The organism is Candidatus Obscuribacterales bacterium, from assembly GCA_019744775.1.
Classification (GTDB): domain Bacteria; phylum Cyanobacteriota; class Vampirovibrionia; order Obscuribacterales; family Obscuribacteraceae; genus SBAT01.
On sequence record JAIETZ010000001.1, the window covers coordinates 396,201 to 415,941 of the forward strand.

Sequence of the window (19,741 nt, forward strand, 5' to 3'; positions counted from 1 at the left end):
AAAATGATATTGCCGTCACTTCAGCTAGATCTTCTAAATTTGATCTATTTGCCTTTGATGGTAATTACCATCAAAGATTTGATAACTAATTGGAAATCTGTTTGGGATGATCATTTAAGTGGAAAAGACAGATTCATTCTGCAGAAGGTGGTCATATTCCTTCTAATGCCTATTGTTGTCTATTGCCATGAAATGGGACACGCATTATCCATTGAATATTTTGGCGGCAAAGTTGCTGAATTCCACTTTGGCTTGTTCTGGGGTTTTGTCGTGCCATCAGGCACATTCACATCAGATCAAACAGTAATTACATACTTAGCCGGCAATGCCGTGCAAATTGCCATTGGACTTTTAGCTGGATTTGCAGCACTCTTTATCTCTTCTCCGCCTGTTGTAGCAATGCTTGTCTATTTGGCTCTCTGGTCAGTCGGAGGCACTGTTGTAATTTACGCACTTATGTCGGCCACAGGCTATTACGGTGACTGGATAGCTATTTACACTGCGCCCACGCCAGTTTTAAAAACAATCATCGGCGCCGTACACGCAGCACTAGTAGTGCTAGTTGCTTACTGTATTTATGGTGCGACACCACGACTGTGGTTTGCCATGCGCACAAAACCTAAATGGGCACAAAGAATAGGTCTGCTTGTCATTCAAGCAGAAGCAGAACCAACTCCAATAAACGCTCTGGCTGTCGCCTGGTGTTATGCAGAAGCGAGTCTCTTTGGTCAATCTGACAAATGGTTGAAAAAAGCCATTACGGTAGGAGCTGCAGCATCCGACGCACAAATGTTGTCCGGCTACATTTCAATGAATAGAGGACAGACTCAAAAAGCAGCGAAGACTTACGACGAAGTTGGTTCAGACGATAACGCGCCGGCGCAAACACGCGTCAAAGCTTACTTAGGACTTGCCGATTGCTACGTCAGACAAAACGATTTTCCAAAAGCTATTGAGACATATACAAAAGCTATCGACATTGATCACAATCTTGGCGATGCTCGCCTTTACAAGCTGCTTCTACTGAAACAGATAGGAAAGAAATTGGAATCAGAAAAGGAACTTTTGGACCTCAAAGAAATCCCGGATGCGCAATGTCACTGGATTGATTCAGCGCTTGACGAGTACTATCAAAAGAACTTCAAAGACGCTTGACAATAAAATCTTTTCACACCGATTACAAACACCGGTAGCAAAGTCCAATTTATAATACTTGTTACTTTCTGTTACAGGGATGTCGGACTATGAATGAGATATACCTCTGGTCTGTGACGGGCATGGCATGCCTCATATCCCTCAACACCATTTGGCGTCTATTCATCGACCGCAGAAGACTCGGTAATGAAGATTTAAACGAATCCGATCGCGCATTTGCTTGGCGGACGGTTGTATTTCTAGTATTTCCGCTTCTCAACTTGCTTGATCTAAAAGCAACCGAGAAAGCAGCTGAATTACTTGGCGGTCATGTAACCAACTGGGCATATGGTCTCTTGTGGTATCACATCCATCCAGTGGGACTAACAAGTCACCTCGACTTGTCTATAACTCTTTTCGCCGGTGTTGTCGCACAAATAGTGCTGGCATTGTTGCTAATACCGGCTCTGGTGTTCCGCCCCCATCCATTCCTCGCGACAGTGCTCGGGTACACCATCAGTTTTATCTTTGCGCTAAATCTAATTTTCGATCCGCTCCTGTCTTTCTTCGGTATGGGTAGCCCACGCTGGCAATTCATATACACAACAGGCTCTCTCGACTCCAAATTATTCGTACTAGCCTTGCACGCCTCAAGCGTCATCGCTTATCTAGCTGTAGTGCTCAACCACAAGTGCCGTCTCTGGTTTTCCGAATTGTCTCGCCCCAAAGCTGCAGACGAACTCAAAGAAGCACTCATCAAAGCCAAAGCACAAACAGACAACGCTCGTCTTGCTTGCAGACTTGGACTACTCTATGACAAAGCAGGCTTAAGACGTCGTGCACGTAAGCAACTCAAAACACTAAAATCCAAGCACCCCCACTCACTCTATTCGTTGCTATTAAGCGCCGTCCTCTACTACCGCAAACACGAATACAAACAAGCACTAACCTCTTTCGCTCAAGCCGCAGAAGCACCAAACGTAATGGGCCAACTAAAAGCCAGCCTATTAGCCGCTGCCGGCTGCGCTGCCTTCGCTGATGGCGAAATCACCAAAGCACTCAACTACTGCGAACGCGCCCTCGAATTCGACGACAACTGCTTAGTTGCCCGCATGGTCAAAGTAGACGTTTTCCTCCACCAGGGAAAGAAAGAAACCGCCGCCGAAGAAATCCTCCAATCAATGCGCCGCGGTCTATCACTCAATTTAGAAAACAAAATCCCAGTCGACTGCGAAGAAGTACTAGAAGCAATCGCCCGCATGGAAGAGACGCAAGTCAAACCTGTGGCAACTTCCGGCAAGTGGCGCAACTAATTTACCTGCCCTTTTGTCAACGAATGATTCCGGATCAGAACAATCCGGTTAAGACCTGGCTGCCTAAGACAATCAGATTCTTTCCGATTAGCCAAGGAAGAGTTATTGCCAAAGTGGCGATGCCTACAAGACGACTATGTCCAGCCCGCAATAGTGACGGCAGACAGAAGAAGCCAAAGTACAAACAAATTAGCCATGCCTCAATAAGAAGTGGTACTACAAAGATATTTGCAGAAGCTTTGAAGTGGGCTAATTGTGCGCATTGTTGCGACAGTACTACTTGATTTACAGATAGTAAAAAGATGCCGGCCCATTGTCCAAATCGACCAAGGGCATAAAATGCACAGACGTTGAAAACATAGGCCACAAGCCACGCTGCAGCAGCCCAGGCAAAGATATCGTAAAAGAAGTCTTCTTCTAGGGCGGTGGAAAATATGGAGCCAATTTCCTCTGTGCGTATGACAAAAGGCGCCACCCAGAATATTGAAACAACGAAGCTAGCTATTGCCATGGCTCCCGTGAAAATTGCCGGACGCCTCAGCGCCATCAGCTGATTCTTAATTTGGTTGTCAATTTGTGTCACAAAAATAAAGCCTTAGTAAGAGTGATCAACAAAGGGCAAATGTTAACAACTTTTCTCTTTTCATCTCTTAGAAAACTATTATTATTTAGTCTGGAAACTGATTTCACGATTACTTTGTACATACCCTTTAAAATACAGGGTTAAGGTGAACATCAAATCGCCACTGCGCTCATTGAAGCGCCTGAATATTCGCTCTCGGCTTTTACTTCTTTGTTTAGCCGTGGCCACTCCGCTTTTAGTCATAAGCGGCTTTACTATACTGCGCGAATATCAGGCTCTAAACAACGAAGCTAAACAGGCTACGACCTTCCAGGCGGCCATTGCTTCTCGGACTTTGGCGCAATGGATTACCGGTCAGGAAGACGCTTTGAAGGCTCTGGCTAATTTGCCGGCTGTCCGAAAGCTAGCTCCCAACGATGTTTACGGCATTTTGAAAACCGCTGTGCAAGCGGAAAAGAATTGGTATGGCGTTGCTCTCGTGAGTCCCGATGGCAAGCTTATAGCTACGGATAAGCCTGCGAATAAGCCGTGTTTGTCGTACTTAAAAACCGAGCCATTCTTCCAGAAGACTCTGCGCTCGCATAAGCCTGTAATGTCCAATTACTCGTATTGCCCGGTTACAGGAAAGCCCTCATTACAAGTAGCTGCGCCGGTTATAGACCAGGGCAAAGTGAAAGCCGTGCTTATTGCCTCCGTCCAGCCTCAAGCAGTCTTATCCCTGTTCTCAGGTCTAGGGCAGATTAAAGGCTCGGTAATAGCCGTTGTAGACGCCAATCACAGGGTATTGGCTCGTACTTTGGACAACACCCACTGGGTAGGCAAAGACTTTTCTAAGGCACGCACGGTAAAAGCGGCAGCTAAACAGTTCCGCGGCACGCTTGAAGCAATCGGCATCGCCGATCCTGTATCGCGTGCATATGCTTTCGATCACGTTCCAGAGACGATGTGGCTTGTAGTAATTGGCGTGCCAACTCAAGCAATTTATGGACCAGCTCAAGAATGGCTGGCGATGATGCTTCTTTTAACAGGCTGCGGAATTGGTTTGTCGATTGTTTTGGCTTACGCAGCAACCGGTCACTTCACCGGACCAATTTACGCGCTAGTGCGTGAAGCTCTTGCAATTGGTCGTGGCGATTTATCGAAGCGAGTTAACGTAAGAAGCGAAGACGAATTAGGTTTGCTTGCTCAATCGTTTAACCAAATGGCGATTAACTTGGAGTTGAATTCCGAACACAACCTCATGGTTGAACGTATTTCCGAGTCGATTCGCCAATCACTCGATATCAACGAAATTCTCAACATCACAGTTTCTGAATTGGGCAAGTCTCTTTCGGCTAACAGATGCTGCTTGGCACTAATCCAGAGCGACAAAGCCGCTAATGAAACAAGTGAGTCTATCAAGACAATTGAATTCGCCTATAGCTGGAACGACGACAAATCAAAAGGCATTCCGCTCACCAACAGATCGCTTGTTGTTACCAAAAACAGCATTTTGAAGCGCATCCTAGAACAAGGTTCGGTAATTGCACTCGATGTGCTTGAGCCGCATACACTTACACCGCTATTTGAAGGTGGCGCATTCGATCCAATTCCTTATGACTGGCAAGCAATTAAGTCACTGATTGCGTGTCCTATCACTATGCACAACAAAGTGCTGGGGCTTATTTTGGTTCAGCAACTAGACCAAGTTCGCACCTGGATCGAGCCTGAATTGAAAATGGTGGAAGCAGTTGCCAGACACGTAGCACTTGCCATGGATCAAGCTCACTTATATGGCATGACCAAACAATTGGCTGAGCAAGAGCTTCTCGTTAACCACATCGTAAAAGCTGTTCGCTCATCGCTTGATTTAGACACGATTCTAACTACCGTCAGCCGTGAGCTGGGTGAAGCAATTGAAGCTGACCGCTGTCAGATTGCCTTGCCTCGTGCTGAAGGTCCTCTTTACGTAAGTCACGAGTTCCACATTGACCAACTAGAGCCAATGAAGGGACTGAATATCTACAGTCAGAAGCTGGACTTCCATCCTGTTGAAACTTACGCTTCCGGATTGCGCTCATTGCTGGGCATTGATCTCACCTCGTTGAATATTGCGGAGCAAGACGAGATGGTTGTTCACGAAACACCGCTTGCAGTAATAACCAATGTTGCTGTTGATGAAAGAGCTAAGCCGTTTACGGACTTCCTGGCGCTCGTGCAGACAAAGTCCTTAATTGCAGCGCCGCTTCTAGAAGACAATCGCTTACTTGGTGTATTGATTGTTCACCAGTGTTTAAACCCACGCCTCTGGTCCGCTAGTGAGCTATCACTTGTTGCTGCGGTTGCCGACCAAGTGGCAGTCGCTATTAGTCACGCACGATTGTTTGCGCAAGTGAAGTACCAGTCAATTACTGATGGTCTGACTGGACTATACAACCACGTATATTTGAAAAACCGACTCACCGAAGAGTTGCGCAAGGCACAAAGAAAAGACGTGCCGTGTTCGCTGCTCATGCTTGATCTTGACTGGTTGAAGCAAATTAACGACAACTTCGGACATCCAGTTGGCGACAACGCAATTCGCCAAGTTGCTTGGACATTGAAGAATCTTCTTCGTTCCGGCGACACTGCCGCTCGTTATGGTGGTGAAGAATTCTCAGTTATTCTTCCTGAGACTCCTTTGTCTGAAGCTCACTTGATCGCTGAGCGTCTCTGCCGCCAGGTCAACAACTGCTTCATCCCCGGACTGGGCAAGATATCAGTTTCGGTTGGATGCGCTACTTATCCAATTCATGCCGATTCGCCAGAATCGCTTATCGACAAAGCCGACAAGGCTCTTTATTCGGCTAAGCGCAATGGTCGTAACCAGGTAGCAATATGGAAAGATGGTGATGGTGAAGTACACTCTCAACCGCAATCGCCTGTATCTGTATTGGACAAATAGTGGCACGTCTAGTTTTATTTGATATCGACGGCACCATACTGAGCACGCAAGGCGTGGGCAGACGAGCGCTTGCACGCGCGGTTTCAGAAGCGTTTGAAATTGCTATCGCCTGCGATCATATGGACTTATCAGGTAAAACAGATCCACAAATATGCCGCGAGATGCTCACCGACTCCGGCTACCTCGACGACATAAATTCCGAGAAACTAGCAAAAGCATTTGAAATTTACCTGCCCATACTAAAAACAGAAATTGAGTTGTGCAAAGAATTCGCACTGCTCAAAGGGATTCACGAGTTGATAGACGCATTGAATAAAACAGGTGATGCCTATTTGGCATTGCTCACCGGCAACATTGAGCCAGGTGCGCGCATCAAGCTAGAGCCTTTCAATCTCAATCAAAGCTTTGCGATAGGTGCATATGGCTCCGACTCCGCCAATCGCATGGAATTGCCGGCAATTGCCAGTCAAAGAGCAACAAAACATTTTGAACGTGCATTTGAGCCTAAAGAAATTGTCGTCATCGGTGACAGCACTCGAGATGTCACTTGCGCTAAAGGCTTTGGCGCAAAAGCCCTGGCAGTTTCAACCGGCAAAACAAGCGTCGCTGAATTGCAGGCAGAAGATCCGGACTTTCTCTTTTCTTCTCTTGAAGACACTGATTCGGTTGTTGAAGCCATCTTCGCCAAATAAAAAAATTCGATAAACTCGCTATAATTGGCAGCTCGTAAGCAGGCTGGTCAACGAGGATGCCAGGTGGCAAGCACTGAGCCAAAAACTGCAAAAACCACTAGAGCCTATGTCGGCATGGGTTCTAATGAGGGCGACAGAGTAGGCTACGTGCAACAAGCCATGCAGTTGCTCAAAGATATTCCCGGCGTAGAAATTGTTGAATGCTCCAGCCTTTACGAAACAGAACCAGTCGGTGGGCAATATAGCCGCTGGTTTGTAAATGCCGTTGCCGCTATCGATACAAGCCTGCAAGCCGTTGATTTATTGGATGTCTGCCGAGACATAGAAGCCAGACTCAATGAAATGCATGGAAATCAAAAGTCACAGCGCGGTTCCAAAGAACGCACGCGGATTATTGATTTGGATATTTTGTTTTACGGCTCCACCGTCGTTAAAGATGATTACCTGGTAGTACCGCACCCTCATTTACATGAGCGGGCGTACGCGCTTGTTCCGTTGCTGGAAATCGCGCCCGATTTTAATCATCCAAGTTTAGACAAAACAATTACGGAACTACACGAAGAATTACCCGAACCTGAACTTGTCTACTTATATGGAACAAGACAAGAAGACGAGGAAGAATCTTAAATCGGTAATGAAAGATGAACTCAACATCCGCGTGGGGACAGACATCTGCTCGGTTAAACGAGTTGCAGAGGCTTATGAGCGTTTTGGTGAGCGATTCCTGGCTCGCATTTTGACGGACGCCGAACGTGAATACGCACTGGCTTCAAGCGCCCACACAGTAGCCCGCATTGCCGGAAGGTTTGCCGTGAAAGAGGCGACATCCAAAGCCCTGGGCGTCGGCTGGCGCGGCTTGAGTTTCAAGGAAATTGAAGTCGTTAAAGATAAGAGTGGTAAACCTGGACTTAAATTTCACGGAAGGGCAGCACAAATTGCCCATGACCAGAATCTCTCGCATTGGGAGATAAGCATTAGTCATGAACATGAATTTGCCGTCGCCTTTGTTCTTGCCCACAATGGAAGATAAACAGACCAAAAATAAAGGGACAGTAAGCCACGACAAAAAATGGCTGTTTCTACTTGTCGTGCTTGGCTTAATCGGCATGATCGCCTACTGCTTTAAAGCAGATGAAGTATTTCCGGCAGCTTCGATTGACTTGCAGTTAGGGCAAAGCAAAGTTCAGGCAATTGCCAAAACTTGGGCGCAAGAAGCCGGTTATATCAAGGAAAAACCAAAAGTCTCAACAGTCTTTGACTACGACAATGAATCAAAGACTTTTCTCGAATATGAGCTCGGCTCCAAAGAAGCCAACAATTTAATGAGAGGCGATCTGCCTGTCTGGTATTGGGCAACGCGTATGTGCGAGCCACTACAGATGGAGCAATTTCTCTGTCAGGTAAGTCCAAGTGGCAAGCTTGTCGCCTTCAACCGCCAATTGCCCAATGACTTTGCCTTACCTTCAATCAGTCACGATGAAGCATTTGCCTTAGCCAAAACTTTTGTCGAAACAAAAGTAGGCATGCCATTAACTAAATTCACCAGAATTAAACATGGCACGACATCGCAAGTTAAGCGATCGGATCATTTCTTCACCTGGGAAAACAAACAAGATAGTTACTCCGGTGCCCATTTAAGAATTGACGTAAATGTTTCCGGAAATCAAGTAACGTCATTCGACAACTACTTGCACGTGCCGGAAGCATGGGAGCGCAAGTTCAGCAAGCTGCGCTCTTACAACGAATTGCTCACCGACGTGGCCAGTGTTTTCCTTTCCATGTTGAATGTTGCAACCGTATTTATATTCCTTTGGGCATTTTCCGGAGGGTTAATCCGTTGGCGCTTTGCTGTTTTTGCCGGACTTTTTGTCAGCCTCGTTAGCCTCGGTGAATCACTCAATTCCTTGCCGCGCGCCATACACAGCTATTCAACAACAATTGCTTACGACGCCTTTCTTACCGATTACTACGTAAATACGCTGACCAGCGCCGCTACTACATTTCTGCAATCTACTGTATTGGCTGGTGCCGCCGAAGCACTTTACCGGCTTAGTTTTCCCAAGGCTATTGCTCTTGAACATCTGTTCACCAAAGCTTCGCTGGCTATGCAGCAGACATTTAGAGGACTTGTTGCCGGTCATGGACTTTTCGGAATACACCTTGGCTGGGTTGTCTTCTACTATTTATTTGGCCGTGGTCTGGGATTTTGGTCACCGCTGGATGTACAAAATGCCGAGACACTTAGCTCGTATTTTCCTTCCTTTTCCGCTGCCTACATAGGTGTATGGGCAGCTTTCACTGAAGAATTTCTCTACCGCATTCTTGGCACAACAATTCTCACCAAAGTCTTCAAGAATTTCTGGATAGCAAATATCCTGCAAGCAGCCGCCTGGGCTTTCATGCACAGCAACTACCCACAAGAGCCGCCATATGCTCGTGGTCTTGAGTTAACGGTTGTAGGCTTCACTTACGGTCTAATTCTCAAATACTTTGGAATATTGCCCTGCCTAATTTCCCACTATGTCTTCGACACTTTCTTAGGTGTCGTACCGCTATTGAGTTCAAGCTTGTTGGCATTGAAGGCACAAGCAGTGATTGTTGTGCTGCCATTTGCCATAGCCCTGGCAGTCAGCGCTTACTTAATGTACAAGGTGGCAAAAGAAGGAAGAGACGTTGACCAGGACAAATTACTAAATGCCGCCATCGAGAAGAAGGAGCAGTCGGTAATCCTCAATGAAATATTGCCTGAATCCAGCTTCAATTACCAACCGCTGAAGCGCGGTACGCGCATCGTGCTCTTTGCACTTTTATCACTATTTACTCTCATCCAATTTTCCTTTTATCCAGTCCAAATAGGCTCAGGAAGCAAACTTTCCATATCACGTGATGAAGCAATAGTAATAGCCCAAGACTATTTGACGAAAAAGAATCTGGACATAACAGGCAGATCCATTGTTGCCTGGGTTGGCGAAGATATAAACGGTCACGAAATGCAGTACGCAATGGAAAAGATCAAATTCCAGAAAACTCTAGATCTTTCGCGAAGCGTATATAAAGGACTGCTCTGGCGCGTGCGTTTCTTCCGTCCTCTAGATCCTCAAGTCTACCTGGTTAGCATCGACGGACAAGGTGATCCTGTCTCATTCTCAGTTGCCCTTGATGAAGACGCTGAAGGACAAAAACTTACTCGCGAGCAAGCACAGAACTTATCCGAGAAATATCTGAAAAGCGAACAACGCGAATACTTGCCTCTAACTCAATTGGATGTATTTGACTCAGCCCGCCCTAAACGCAACGACTACAGCTTGAGATACAAATCGGAAAGACTTTCCTTACCTGACGCCGAATTTCGCATCAACGTCAGTTGTTTGGGCAATCTAGCTTGCAATTTCACAAAAAACTGGCAGTTGCCGGATAAATGGTTATTTGAAAAAGCTCGCCGCACAACAAAAGATCAAATAAGCCAATATCTCGCTATCGGACTGAATCTCATTACCCTTGTATTAGTCATTTGGTGGTTAAAAGGTCTCGCTGCTACAGGTCCAATTCACTGGCGACCAGCCATCCTTCTGTCTGTTCCTATAGTCCTGACTCTCATACCGCAGTCCTTAAATGACTTACCTGAATTGTTTCTGGGTTATGACACAAGCAACCCGGTTGACACTTTCCTCACAGGACAATTCGTCAGGCAAATACTGACCTACATCTCCTGGCTGGCCGTGACTTGCGCAACCGCTGCCTTTTCGCTTGCGGCGTTCCGAATTCTTTCACCACACTCCCCGGTCAACACAATCATCAAAGCAACAATTAGCCAGAAGGAAGACGACCGACCGGGCAATCAAAAAGATCTCTGGATTGATGCCATATTGGTGGGTTACACATTTGGTATCGGCTGGCAGGCATTGGATGTGCTGCGCGTTTATCTTCAAACACTCTTTTCACCTTCCGTCATGATTGCGCCACTCGACGCTTTTACAAAGCTTGCAGGCGTCATAAGTCCATCGATAGAAACAATTACAGACGCCTTTATCACAGGAACATTTACTGCTCTTACAGCCGCCAGTCTGGCAGGACTCTACGCTAAGTATGTGGACAAACGCAGTCACTATTTCATCGCAAGTCTTGCCATTGCTCTTGCCTTGAACGTGAGTTATCGCTACTACCAAGACATAGTCATCGGCACCTTATTCTATTTTGTCGGTGCAATTGTGCTCTGGTTTCTCATTGCACGTTTTGCCAAAACCAACGCTCTTGCTTATTTCTTATTAGGAGCAAGCTACGTCATGTCCTATGCATTAAGGTTGCTCATAGGCTACAGCCCAGGCTTATTCGCCAATGACATAGCAATCATTGCCTTGATATTTTTAAGTCCGGTTATTTACCTACTGTTGCTCAAAGTTAAGCGCAAGAGAAGCAACTAGCCTTCCTGCGTTGCTTCTTCGATATTTACAAGTTCATCAGGCAATACTGGGCGGCCTATGGACATAGCCACCATCAGGCATTGATCCACCTTTTCCATTATGTCCTGGGGAAAGACACCAATTTTGTTTACCAGAAGTGTTTTCGGAATGGTGGCAATAACAGTACAGTCAATTACGCTATCAAGTCGCAGTCCGGCGCTTTGCCCTTCCGGCGTATTCATGCGTACAACAACTTGAGTGGGTTCGCGAGTAGCGCGCGTGGTGTTGCTCGTTAAAGGGACCAACAAGACATCATCAAGGCGCGCATTATTTGCATCAGCAGAAATAATCACAGCAGGTCTTCGCTTAGTCTGCGTCGATCCCTCATCTGTCGTGTAAGGGAATGAAACTAAGACCACATCGCCTTTTCTGTATAACGGCGGTTTGCTGGACATATTTTCTCTAATTCGTGAACTAGTAAGTACTATCCATTATAAAGCTCTTGGAAATGGTCCATCAAAAAGGGCGCATGCAATGCGCCCCTACAAAAAACCAATTCACAAGGTAATTAGGCGTCGTAGACTTCCAACGAGGCGTCATGCTCGGAAAGTCTAACAAGAGCCGCAGTGCCTGCTTGGTGCACAACACGCTGGGCTGCCCGCTTGGAGAACAAACGGTCGACATAAGGCTTAACCCTATGCTGCATAACTGAATTCATAACCAAACCGGCAATCTCAAGCAGTGCAGGTTCTAACGCCTGTACCTTTTGATTAGCCTCGTTGGGCTCGCCTTTCTTTGATCCACGGGACATTTAGCTTCTCCTAACAGCCCCTAATTCAATTAAACGCGAAGTATAACATGGGTTGCAAGTAAGTGACTTATATTTTTAATCTTGGAAATGCCAGATTTTATCTGGCACTGCCTCATTTCCCTATATTCCCCGCCAGTACGGTTTTCAGACAATCAGCTGGTTGAGTTTTCTGTTATTTGTTGTTGTGCTTGGAGTTAAAGCGCTCCTTGAGAAACCCAATAGTCCGCTGGGTTGCTCCACCCGGCACAAATATCTCAAAAACGCCTTGTCTTAAAAGTTCTTGTCTGTCTTCTTCCGGGATAATGCCGCCACCGAATACAACAATGTCATCGGCTCCCTGCTCCTTTAAAAGCTTGACCACTTTAGGGAATACGGTCATATGGGCTCCGGACAACACCGACAGTCCAATCGCATCCACATCTTCCTGAATAGCCGTCTCAACTATCTCTTCAGGAGAGCGGTGCAGCCCCGTGTAAATAACCTCCATGCCCGCATCTCTTAATGCACGGGCCACTACCTTGGCACCTCTATCGTGCCCATCAAGACCTGGCTTGCCAATTAATACACGAATTTTCCCTGACACTGGCTGCATTCCTAATTGATTGCTTACTACTACCATTTCGATATATCCGAAACCTATCTTTTAGCCGAAGAACTTCTCTCGTCCTGTCTTTTCGACAATTTTCTCCACAAGCATATCAAACGGTTGCAGATCCTTCCTATGTAGAAGGTAAATGACATGCTTCTTTCGCAGGATCAAAAACTTAGACCACATGGGCAGACGTACATCGACAATTTCGCCGTAGGGAACTTTTGTCCGCCACAACAGTGTCTTTAAAACCAGCTTGTCGGCTAAGACCCACACTGTGTCTGCTTCAAAGAGCAAGGGCAGAAGAATCGTCAGATCGAAAAAGAAAACTACCAGATATGTGCAAACGACAATCGGCAGCTCCTGGGGTCTACCTTCCAGGTTTTGCGAAACCGTGCCGGCAACTAGGGCAAAGTTCAAAAATGCAAGAAGCAGGAAAATGAACCAGCGAAAGAGAACCTTCCATATCGACAGTTTGAAGGTAAAAGTCTGTTCAGCAAAATTCTCTTTTTTAGGCATGCCAATTCCTTCTAGCGCGCTTATTATAAAGCCTTGGAACCCAAAATCGATTTAGATGTCAGATAGCGTTCAAAACACCGCCAAAACAACAAAAGCCGCGCCACTTGTGGAAGGCAGTCTCTGGCGCGCTATCTGGATTATGTCCTGGCCGCTGATGATTACAACGGTGACTAGCTCTGTTGTCGGTGCAGTCGATATACAAGTAGCCGGCATTTTAGGATCCGCTGCCCAAGCCGCTGTCGGCTTAGCCGAGCAAGTCTTGTTTCTCTTCCAAGTCCTTATTATGTCTGTAGGTGTCGGCACTACAGCCATAGTCTCAAGAGCTATTGGTGCAGGCCAAACCGAAGAAGCGACTATCGCCACAGCTCAGTCTCTAGCGCTATCCGTAATGCTTGGAATAACGCTTGTATTCGTGGCTATCGGCGCCGCCAATTTCTTAGTGCCCTTATTCAGCAATGGTCAGGAAGTTGTCTCAATGGGCCGGACGTATCTGACCATCATTTGTTTTTTGCTTTTCCCTTTCAGTGTCACCGCATTAATCAACGCCACATTTCGAGCCATCGGTGATGCCAAAATACCTTTGATGGTGATGTGCGTAATCGCGGTGATTAACATTGTCGGCGATTACATAACTGTTGTAGGCAACTGGCCGGTACCAGGTCTCGGTATAAAAGGCATAGCTTTATCCGGCGTCATTGCGTCTTGTTTCGGCAGCGTGATTGCCTTATGGGCATTGAAAAGATCAACACTCAAGGAAAGTTTCAAACACTTCTTTCCTCTTTCCGGCAAGCAAATGATGCGCGTGCTGCACATAGGCATTCCTTCGACACTGCAACGCATTAGCTGGATCGGCGGCACATTCGTCCTCTTCCTTATTCTCGCTCGCTGCAATAATCCTACTAATGCATTAGCTTCGTGGAGTATCGGTATGCGCGTGGAAAGCTTTGTTTTTATGCCGTTGATGGCATTATCGATGGCAGTAGCCTCAATCGTTGGTCAGTCACTAGGAGCCAAGGAAATCAAACGGGCTTTTAAGGCGGGATGGCATGTTACCAACTTAGGAATAGGACTTATGTTGTGTCTTGCCACATTGCTATTTGTTTTCGCCAGACCTTTTGCGGAAACCATGAGTCATGATGCCAAAACAATTGAATACACAATTGATTACCTGCGCATCAACGCGATAAGCGAGCCATTCTTATCGGTGGGCATGGTTTTAGCAGGAGCATTGCAAGGGGCTGGTGAGACTCGCGTGCCGATGTGGATTAGCATATTCTGCAGTTGGTGCATTCGCTTGCCGCTAGCGGCGTTTTTAGCACTGGGATTGAATATGGGTCCTGTAGGTATTTGGTGGGCAATGACGAGCTCTGTAATTATCCAAGCGGGATTAATGGCCTGGCGATTTCAATCAGGCACCTGGCTCAAAGTAAGAGTTTAAAATAACACTCTAAATAACCAAAGGCGGCGGTTCAGGATATGCACCGGAGGTCTGCGACAGCCTGCCGCTAGTTAGCCACCAATCACTTTGCCAGCGCTTTTCTTGCCACCATTCACGACTAATCTGCCTTTCGGATAGTGCTCCTTTGTATTGCCCTAAAGCGGTGCCATCCGGCACATAAATTGACGGCTGCCAACCACTTTCTACACTGAGTAATTGATTGGACAATGAATCCGACACGACAGATGGCGCCAACCAGTTGGACCAGAGAACAATATTAGTTGAGTGATCCGGCATGGGCGCCTTGACTAAAGGACAAAGAATAGAAAATTCCGAAACCAACGGCGGGCAAACACCACGCAACGGCGAAGTCTTACATGCCTGACCGTTGTAACTATTCAAATCCATATCAGCGAAGTACGAAGCAGCTTCTTCATCTTGCCCACGCAAATCGGCATCCATACCGGCGAAGTGATTAACATTCATATCGCGAGCTTGAACTTGCCAGCAAATTTTGTAAGCGTTGTTTTTTGTGGCATTGGTAATAAGCGCACAGGTGTTTTGATAATGCACCTGTCCTTTCAATATCGGCACCGACGCATAAGGTGAAGAATCCAGGCGGTGCATAAGTATCTCGCCCTGATAAGGCTTGGACGGCGCTCTTAAATCCAGATGGAAGAGAAACTTATTCCAGTTGGAGTATGCAAGTGATGTGGCGGATGCTTGTTGTAAAAAGTCCGGCTGTCGAATAGAAGAACCTATCTGAACAATCTTTGTATCCGCTATAAAAGTCGGCTTACTGCCGCACCAGTCTCTGTTATTTAGAATTACACCTTGCCCTGTTGCGCAAGGGTTATTCGAAAGCAATTCAGACACGGTAGGTGCTTTAGTTGGCGGGTAAAAATCGGCAGCACCCAGAGCATAGTGGGCGTTGTTAACCTTGCGCAGACCGTTAGCCGTCAGCAGTTTCAAGTTTTTCTTCATCGCTAACGAAACCGCCATGCAGTACTGCGCGTTCTGCAGCGCATTAGCCAAGCGGGGATTCTCTCGAATTACAGCGTTGGTAACAGCAACAGCAGGAGCTTGTTGTTGCTTTAGTGCTTCAAACCTAGATGCCATTTTTTCATCAAGCGCTTTCAGAGTATTGACATACGTCTGCCAGCCAATATGGTTCATGGAAATAATTTCTTTCATGAGACCTTCTGCCTGATCAATGGAATTACCATCGACTGTTGTCACAGATCCGTCGTCATTTATTCTCACGAGCATGGCGTCGCTTGGATAAGCCGACATTGGACCGGCATAACTCCACATGCGAGCTTGTTGGCGCATGTACAAATGTGGATTCTTAGCCCAGTTGGTCAAATTACGTGGATCAGTTTTGCCTGTTGTATCCACATTGAGAATGGCACTGATGATGGAGTCGTTCTCGCCAAATGCGGCGCGAGCGGGTTGTACATCCGGCAACAAAGAGAGACTGGAAAACTCAATTGTTGGATTGTGTCTATAATGCCAGTAAGTGCGTAAATCAAAAGTAAGCGCCTTCACGACAGATTCAACGTTTGGCTTTAGTCCGAGACTGGAAATCCAGTCATAAACGAGAAAAGAAAGTGCCACTGACGGATCGTCACTACTGCGTCCTTTGATGTCTAGATAAGGCTTTTCCACAAGTGCTCCGTTACCAGGCACAGGCCCATTTTGTGCAACGCGCCAGACTCCGGCTGATTCACTGTTCCAATATTTATATGGACTTTTCGACTCAGCACTTTGCGGATCGAGCATCGAGGCATTCATTATGCTTATCAGCGAATAGAAATTGAATGCGCCTTGCTCAGGAACACTGGGAAAGCCCTGAGGAAAAGTCAAAAGAAATGCTCCGGACGGACTTGCTTCCAATTGATTGTTAGCACCGTCGGCTGGTCCTGCAGGTAATTGTGCAGTTGCCTTAAAGTGAGTCTTTGTTGTTTGCGGTTTATCATCTCCGGCAGGAGCAATCACAGTAACTATTTCATCGCCTTCGATTTGCACAGCACAAGGAAAATCATCCGAATTACCTAACGGTAAAAATGTCGCGTTATTGACCAGGCGGGCTTTTGAGCAATCAGGGACAAACTGAACAGTTTCCCCTAAAAGTCCCGGCAATTTGTAGGGTCTATATGCCCTATAAAATCCATCATCGTTTTCAGTTTCCGGATCGCAATCATGCGGTCTAGGTGTCTGCAGTGTATCTATGCTGCTGTTGTGCAGGCTGCTGATTGTCCCCAACTGATAAGTAAGATTTTCCAGTCGGCAATAGATACGTCCTAATTTCTGCTGATTTCTATTGTAAGCATTAACTGCATCGTTTTGGACGTTTAGCTCGTTTCCTGTTTTGTCGTAGACAGGCATTCTGTTGGACAGAGTATTTACAAGTCTGTATTTCAAGGCGTTCATGCTATTGCGAGCCAAATGCAGATCAGCATTCACCCTGTAAGTCATCGTCGTATTTACAATTTCCGGCTGATTGGCAATTAGCGCACGAAGACGAATTTCAGCCAGAAGCGTATTAATGCTCTTTATCTGGCGGACTTCCTCAGCTCTTGGCGAAGCTTTAGGAGTCGCCCCGGAATAAACATCACGATTTGGTATATAAGGTCTTTTTACCGGCAAATCATCGACAAGACTTATTCTGCCTAGTGGTCCATCAACAACAACAGCAGCTAAATCTTTAGCCGCCTGTAAACAGGCAGCCTCAACAGCAGTGTGAGTATCCTGCTCCATACTCATCATGCGAATGTAATTGACGGCAAAAAAGACTACCAAAACAACGATGACGGTAACGCATGCCACCATGCGCACACCAACATTACCCACCTGTTTACTTGAGCCCCTAGCCATTGAGGTCTTTTCGTAGTAAGAAAACGCCTAATTATATTAAATAGCAGGTTAATGGTAACTTACCGAGATCGGTTAGTCAATTTTCAAGGTGCGGTTCTTTCCGGCATACATAGAAAGCAAGAACCATTGAGCCAGGCGGACTTGGGCAGTACCGAAGTTATATTCGAAAAGACCCGATATCAATAAAGCCACAGTAGCCGCAAACAGTCCCAGCAAAAGCGATCGCTCGGGTAATTCGCCACTAGATGTGGTATCACCAAGGGCAAAGTAACTGCGACCCAAACTTACAACAACCCAGAGCCAGAGCAGTAAATAGGCTGCAGTTCCCACTATGCCAAGGCAGGTCAACATCTGGAAGTAGTTGCTGTGAGCGTGATTGAGATCCTTAGAACGCCCGGGCACAATGGCTTCCGGAATATCAAAGCGTGGAAAGTGTGTGATACCCACTCCAAACACCGGAGAGGACTGCCAAACCTCAATTGATTTCTGCCAGATTTGCAGGCGCACTCGCGTGCTTACATCCTGTTGCCAATTAGTAAGAGGAGCAAGTCTTTGTTTAACGACAGGGACAAACATGTAGCTAAGCAGACCAATCAAAGCTACAACCACAGCCGACTTCAAGAAAAAGCGAACAGACTTGAGACTGGCTAAGGAGGCAACGCCGGCAAGAAATCCCAACCAAGCACTTCGCTCTGCGGCAAACAAAACGCCCAAGCAGTTAAAGACGGCTGTGATATACGGATTGAACCAGACTTTCGGCGAAAGCTTCTTTTGATCGACAGCAAATGCAAGCGATACAAGTGCAAATAACTGCATTTGTCCTGCATAAGCCATGGGAGCACTTAAAAAGCCTGTGCCCTGCAACCACTGGTAACCAAAAGGATGAAAATTGAAAAGTTGCTGAATAGCGCTCCAGATTCCAGACACCGCTGTGATTGCCAGCAACACTTTGAGCGAATTGAAGACCAGCTGTCTTCTCGTGCGAAACAGCTGATAGCCCCAGAAGTAGACAATAAGCGATCTCAATGTCCAAACCGACTTGCCTGCTTCACCAATGCCGCCATTTGCTAAGCCCGATACAAATACAGCGGCAATGAAAATCAAAAGCGGAATAGCAAACGGTGCTTCTGGAAGCGAAGACAAAGCCTGCTTGTCTTTACCAATTACGCACTTAGCCAACCAGACAACTAGGCCGATTACAAGAATCACCCAAGAGCCGGATAACGTCAGCGGCAAACTTGCTGCATAAGCGTAAGCCAGCACCGTTTCGACAAGCAGTAAATTGTTCAACATTACTTGTGCCAGTCGACAAGCTTCATTATTTCGCGTACCTCAGCCAATGTTTGCTTCGCTACGAGGCGCGCCTTTTTGTTACCATGCTCTAGTTTTTTGCGTACACCGTCAGGATCTTTGGCAAGTCTTTCTCTCTTTTCTCTTATCGGTGCAAAAAATTCGTTGACCATTTCAGCCAATCTGACTTTGCAGTCTACGCAACCGATGAGGGCATTCTCACACTGTTTTTTGACATCAGACAAAAAGAGTTGAGGATTTTCCATAGACATGTTATTCGCAAACAGATTGTAATAGGGCCATGGCACCTCACACAAATCCGTGTGACCAGGATCAGTCTTCGCTATACGAGTGCGATCCGTAATCATTTGCTTGACTTTCTTGATGGTATCATCTTCGGTATCAGCAATCTTAATGTCATTGTTGTATGACTTGCCCATTTTCTGCCCATCTACACCCTTCAACAACGGAGTTGATGTGTATTTTGGTTGAGGCTCAGGGAAACAATCCACACCGTAAAGCGTGTTAAATTTCCGAGCTACGTCACGAGCAAATTCTAAATGTGACTCTTGATCTTTTCCGACAGGCACAAGGTTGCCCTTCATTGCCAAAATATCGCAAGTCATCAAAACAGGATAACCAATGAGTCCGTAAGTAGCCTTTTGTCTAGCTTCTTCTTCGTCATTGGCCAACATGCGAATCATGTCTTTGAGTCCCGGCTCACCTTCAACCCAGCTTTGCGGACTTATCATCGACAGCAAAACATGCAACTCTGCTATTTCAGGTACTGCAGACTGCACATAGACCGCGGCACGATCAGGGTCGATGCCGCAAGCAAACCAATCAAGGGCAATTTCCCAGATGCTATTTGTAATCTGAGAAGTGTCCTGGTATTTTGTGGTCAATGCATGCCAATCAGCAATCATGAAGAAAGCATCATAGCTTTGCTGCAATTCAAGCCAATTCGTCAAAGCACCAAAATAATGCCCAATGTGCAAGCGTCCTGTTGGACGCATTCCGGACATAATTCTCATTGCCTTCGGTTTAACATCGGCAATGAGACTACCGCCTGAAGCTGGTTCAGGGGCAGTACCCGTGGACGGGTGTAATTTCGTTCGCTGAGTCAATTTGTTTCAACTGCCTACTTGTTTTGAGCTTTGGCGATTTTTTCT

The 19,741-nt window shown here is 46.4% G+C and carries 16 protein-coding genes; 8 read left to right on the plus strand and 8 right to left on the minus strand.

The features are described 5' to 3' along the window. Positions 1-3: 3 nt before the first annotated feature. Both K2Y22_01685 and K2Y22_01690 read left to right on the plus strand, forming a co-directional pair. The gene (locus tag K2Y22_01685) at positions 4-1,155 is read left to right on the plus strand and encodes a tetratricopeptide repeat protein (protein ID MBX9877144.1); all 1,152 of its coding nucleotides are present in this window, start codon (positions 4-6) and stop codon (positions 1,153-1,155) included. Between the two features lie 89 nt (positions 1,156-1,244). Beyond that, on the plus strand, positions 1,245-2,447 hold the full coding sequence (locus tag K2Y22_01690) for a hypothetical protein (protein MBX9877145.1): 1,203 nt from the start codon (positions 1,245-1,247) through the stop codon (positions 2,445-2,447). Positions 2,448-2,481: 34 nt separating this feature from the next. Here the strand turns inward: K2Y22_01690 and K2Y22_01695 are convergent, their stop codons facing one another. After that, on the minus strand, positions 2,482-3,030 hold the full coding sequence (locus K2Y22_01695; GenBank protein ID MBX9877146.1) for a hypothetical protein: 549 nt from the start codon (positions 3,028-3,030) through the stop codon (positions 2,482-2,484). Positions 3,031-3,175: 145 nt separating this feature from the next. Here K2Y22_01695 and K2Y22_01700 point away from each other — a divergent pair, with 145 nt between their 5' ends. From K2Y22_01700 to K2Y22_01720, 5 genes are all read left to right on the plus strand, one after another. Then, a complete protein-coding gene (locus tag K2Y22_01700) occupies positions 3,176-5,953 on the plus strand; it encodes a diguanylate cyclase (protein ID MBX9877147.1) in 2,778 nt (925 codons plus the stop codon). Continuing rightward, entirely contained in the window at positions 5,953-6,645 is a 693-nt protein-coding gene (locus K2Y22_01705) for an HAD hydrolase-like protein (GenBank protein MBX9877148.1), read from the plus strand. The genes K2Y22_01700 and K2Y22_01705 overlap by 1 nt, the downstream gene beginning before the upstream one ends. A gap of 63 nt (positions 6,646-6,708) precedes the next feature. Beyond that, on the plus strand, positions 6,709-7,272 hold the full coding sequence (gene folK, locus K2Y22_01710) for a 2-amino-4-hydroxy-6-hydroxymethyldihydropteridine diphosphokinase (GenBank protein MBX9877149.1): 564 nt from the start codon (positions 6,709-6,711) through the stop codon (positions 7,270-7,272). 7 nt (positions 7,273-7,279) lie between these two features. Then, complete coding sequence (gene acpS, locus K2Y22_01715) at positions 7,280-7,675, plus strand: holo-ACP synthase (GenBank protein MBX9877150.1); 396 nt, start codon at positions 7,280-7,282, stop codon at positions 7,673-7,675. Then, the gene (locus tag K2Y22_01720; protein MBX9877151.1) at positions 7,626-11,066 is read left to right on the plus strand and encodes a CPBP family intramembrane metalloprotease; all 3,441 of its coding nucleotides are present in this window, start codon (positions 7,626-7,628) and stop codon (positions 11,064-11,066) included. The genes acpS and K2Y22_01720 overlap by 50 nt, the downstream gene beginning before the upstream one ends. Here K2Y22_01720 and K2Y22_01725 read toward each other — a convergent pair. The 4 genes from K2Y22_01725 to K2Y22_01740 all read right to left on the minus strand — a co-directional run bounded on the left by K2Y22_01725 (position 11,063) and on the right by K2Y22_01740 (position 12,964). After that, positions 11,063-11,500 (minus strand): type II toxin-antitoxin system PemK/MazF family toxin, encoded by a 438-nt coding sequence (locus tag K2Y22_01725; protein MBX9877152.1) that lies wholly within the window; start codon positions 11,498-11,500, stop codon positions 11,063-11,065. The two genes, K2Y22_01720 and K2Y22_01725, sit on opposite strands and share 4 nt — an antisense overlap. A 113-nt stretch (positions 11,501-11,613) precedes the next feature. After that, positions 11,614-11,856, minus strand: coding sequence for a hypothetical protein (locus K2Y22_01730; GenBank protein MBX9877153.1), 243 nt, complete (start codon positions 11,854-11,856; stop codon positions 11,614-11,616). Between the two features lie 172 nt (positions 11,857-12,028). Beyond that, complete coding sequence (locus tag K2Y22_01735; GenBank protein ID MBX9877154.1) at positions 12,029-12,475, minus strand: cobalamin B12-binding domain-containing protein; 447 nt, start codon at positions 12,473-12,475, stop codon at positions 12,029-12,031. Between the two features lie 24 nt (positions 12,476-12,499). After that, on the minus strand, positions 12,500-12,964 hold the full coding sequence (locus tag K2Y22_01740; protein MBX9877155.1) for a hypothetical protein: 465 nt from the start codon (positions 12,962-12,964) through the stop codon (positions 12,500-12,502). Between the two features lie 55 nt (positions 12,965-13,019). Between K2Y22_01740 and K2Y22_01745 the strand changes: the two genes are divergently transcribed. After that, entirely contained in the window at positions 13,020-14,402 is a 1,383-nt protein-coding gene (locus K2Y22_01745; GenBank protein MBX9877156.1) for an MATE family efflux transporter, read from the plus strand. A 9-nt stretch (positions 14,403-14,411) separates the two neighbouring features. Here K2Y22_01745 and K2Y22_01750 read toward each other — a convergent pair whose 3' ends face one another. From K2Y22_01750 to trpS, 3 genes are all read right to left on the minus strand, one after another. After that, positions 14,412-17,279, minus strand: a complete 2,868-nt coding sequence (locus K2Y22_01750; protein ID MBX9877157.1) for a hypothetical protein — start codon at positions 17,277-17,279, stop codon at positions 14,412-14,414. A 72-nt stretch (positions 17,280-17,351) separates the two neighbouring features. Continuing rightward, positions 17,352-18,572 carry an O-antigen ligase family protein gene (locus K2Y22_01755; GenBank protein MBX9877158.1) on the minus strand — a complete coding sequence of 407 codons (1,221 nt, stop codon included), beginning with the start codon at positions 18,570-18,572 and terminating at the stop codon, positions 17,352-17,354. After that, positions 18,572-19,696: a tryptophan--tRNA ligase gene (trpS, locus tag K2Y22_01760; protein MBX9877159.1), complete on the minus strand. Its 1,125-nt coding sequence runs from the start codon at positions 19,694-19,696 to the stop codon at positions 18,572-18,574. Before trpS ends, K2Y22_01755 begins: the two co-directional genes overlap by 1 nt. Positions 19,697-19,741 lie beyond the last annotated feature (45 nt).

Coding starts and splice junctions, on each gene's coding strand:
- K2Y22_01730 (MBX9877153.1), bottom strand. CDS start 11,856: ATGTCCCGTGGATCAAAGAAAGGCGAGCCCAACGAGGCTAATCAAAAG.
- K2Y22_01735 (MBX9877154.1), bottom strand. CDS start 12,475: ATGGTAGTAGTAAGCAATCAATTAGGAATGCAGCCAGTGTCAGGGAAA.
- K2Y22_01685 (MBX9877144.1), top strand. CDS start 4: ATGATATTGCCGTCACTTCAGCTAGATCTTCTAAATTTGATCTATTTG.
- K2Y22_01745 (MBX9877156.1), top strand. CDS start 13,020: ATGTCAGATAGCGTTCAAAACACCGCCAAAACAACAAAAGCCGCGCCA.
- K2Y22_01755 (MBX9877158.1), bottom strand. CDS start 18,572: ATGTTGAACAATTTACTGCTTGTCGAAACGGTGCTGGCTTACGCTTAT.
- K2Y22_01725 (MBX9877152.1), bottom strand. CDS start 11,500: ATGTCCAGCAAACCGCCGTTATACAGAAAAGGCGATGTGGTCTTAGTT.
- K2Y22_01720 (MBX9877151.1), top strand. CDS start 7,626: ATGAACATGAATTTGCCGTCGCCTTTGTTCTTGCCCACAATGGAAGAT.
- K2Y22_01750 (MBX9877157.1), bottom strand. CDS start 17,279: ATGGCTAGGGGCTCAAGTAAACAGGTGGGTAATGTTGGTGTGCGCATG.
- K2Y22_01690 (MBX9877145.1), top strand. CDS start 1,245: ATGAATGAGATATACCTCTGGTCTGTGACGGGCATGGCATGCCTCATA.
- acpS (MBX9877150.1), top strand. CDS start 7,280: ATGAAAGATGAACTCAACATCCGCGTGGGGACAGACATCTGCTCGGTT.
- K2Y22_01740 (MBX9877155.1), bottom strand. CDS start 12,964: ATGCCTAAAAAAGAGAATTTTGCTGAACAGACTTTTACCTTCAAACTG.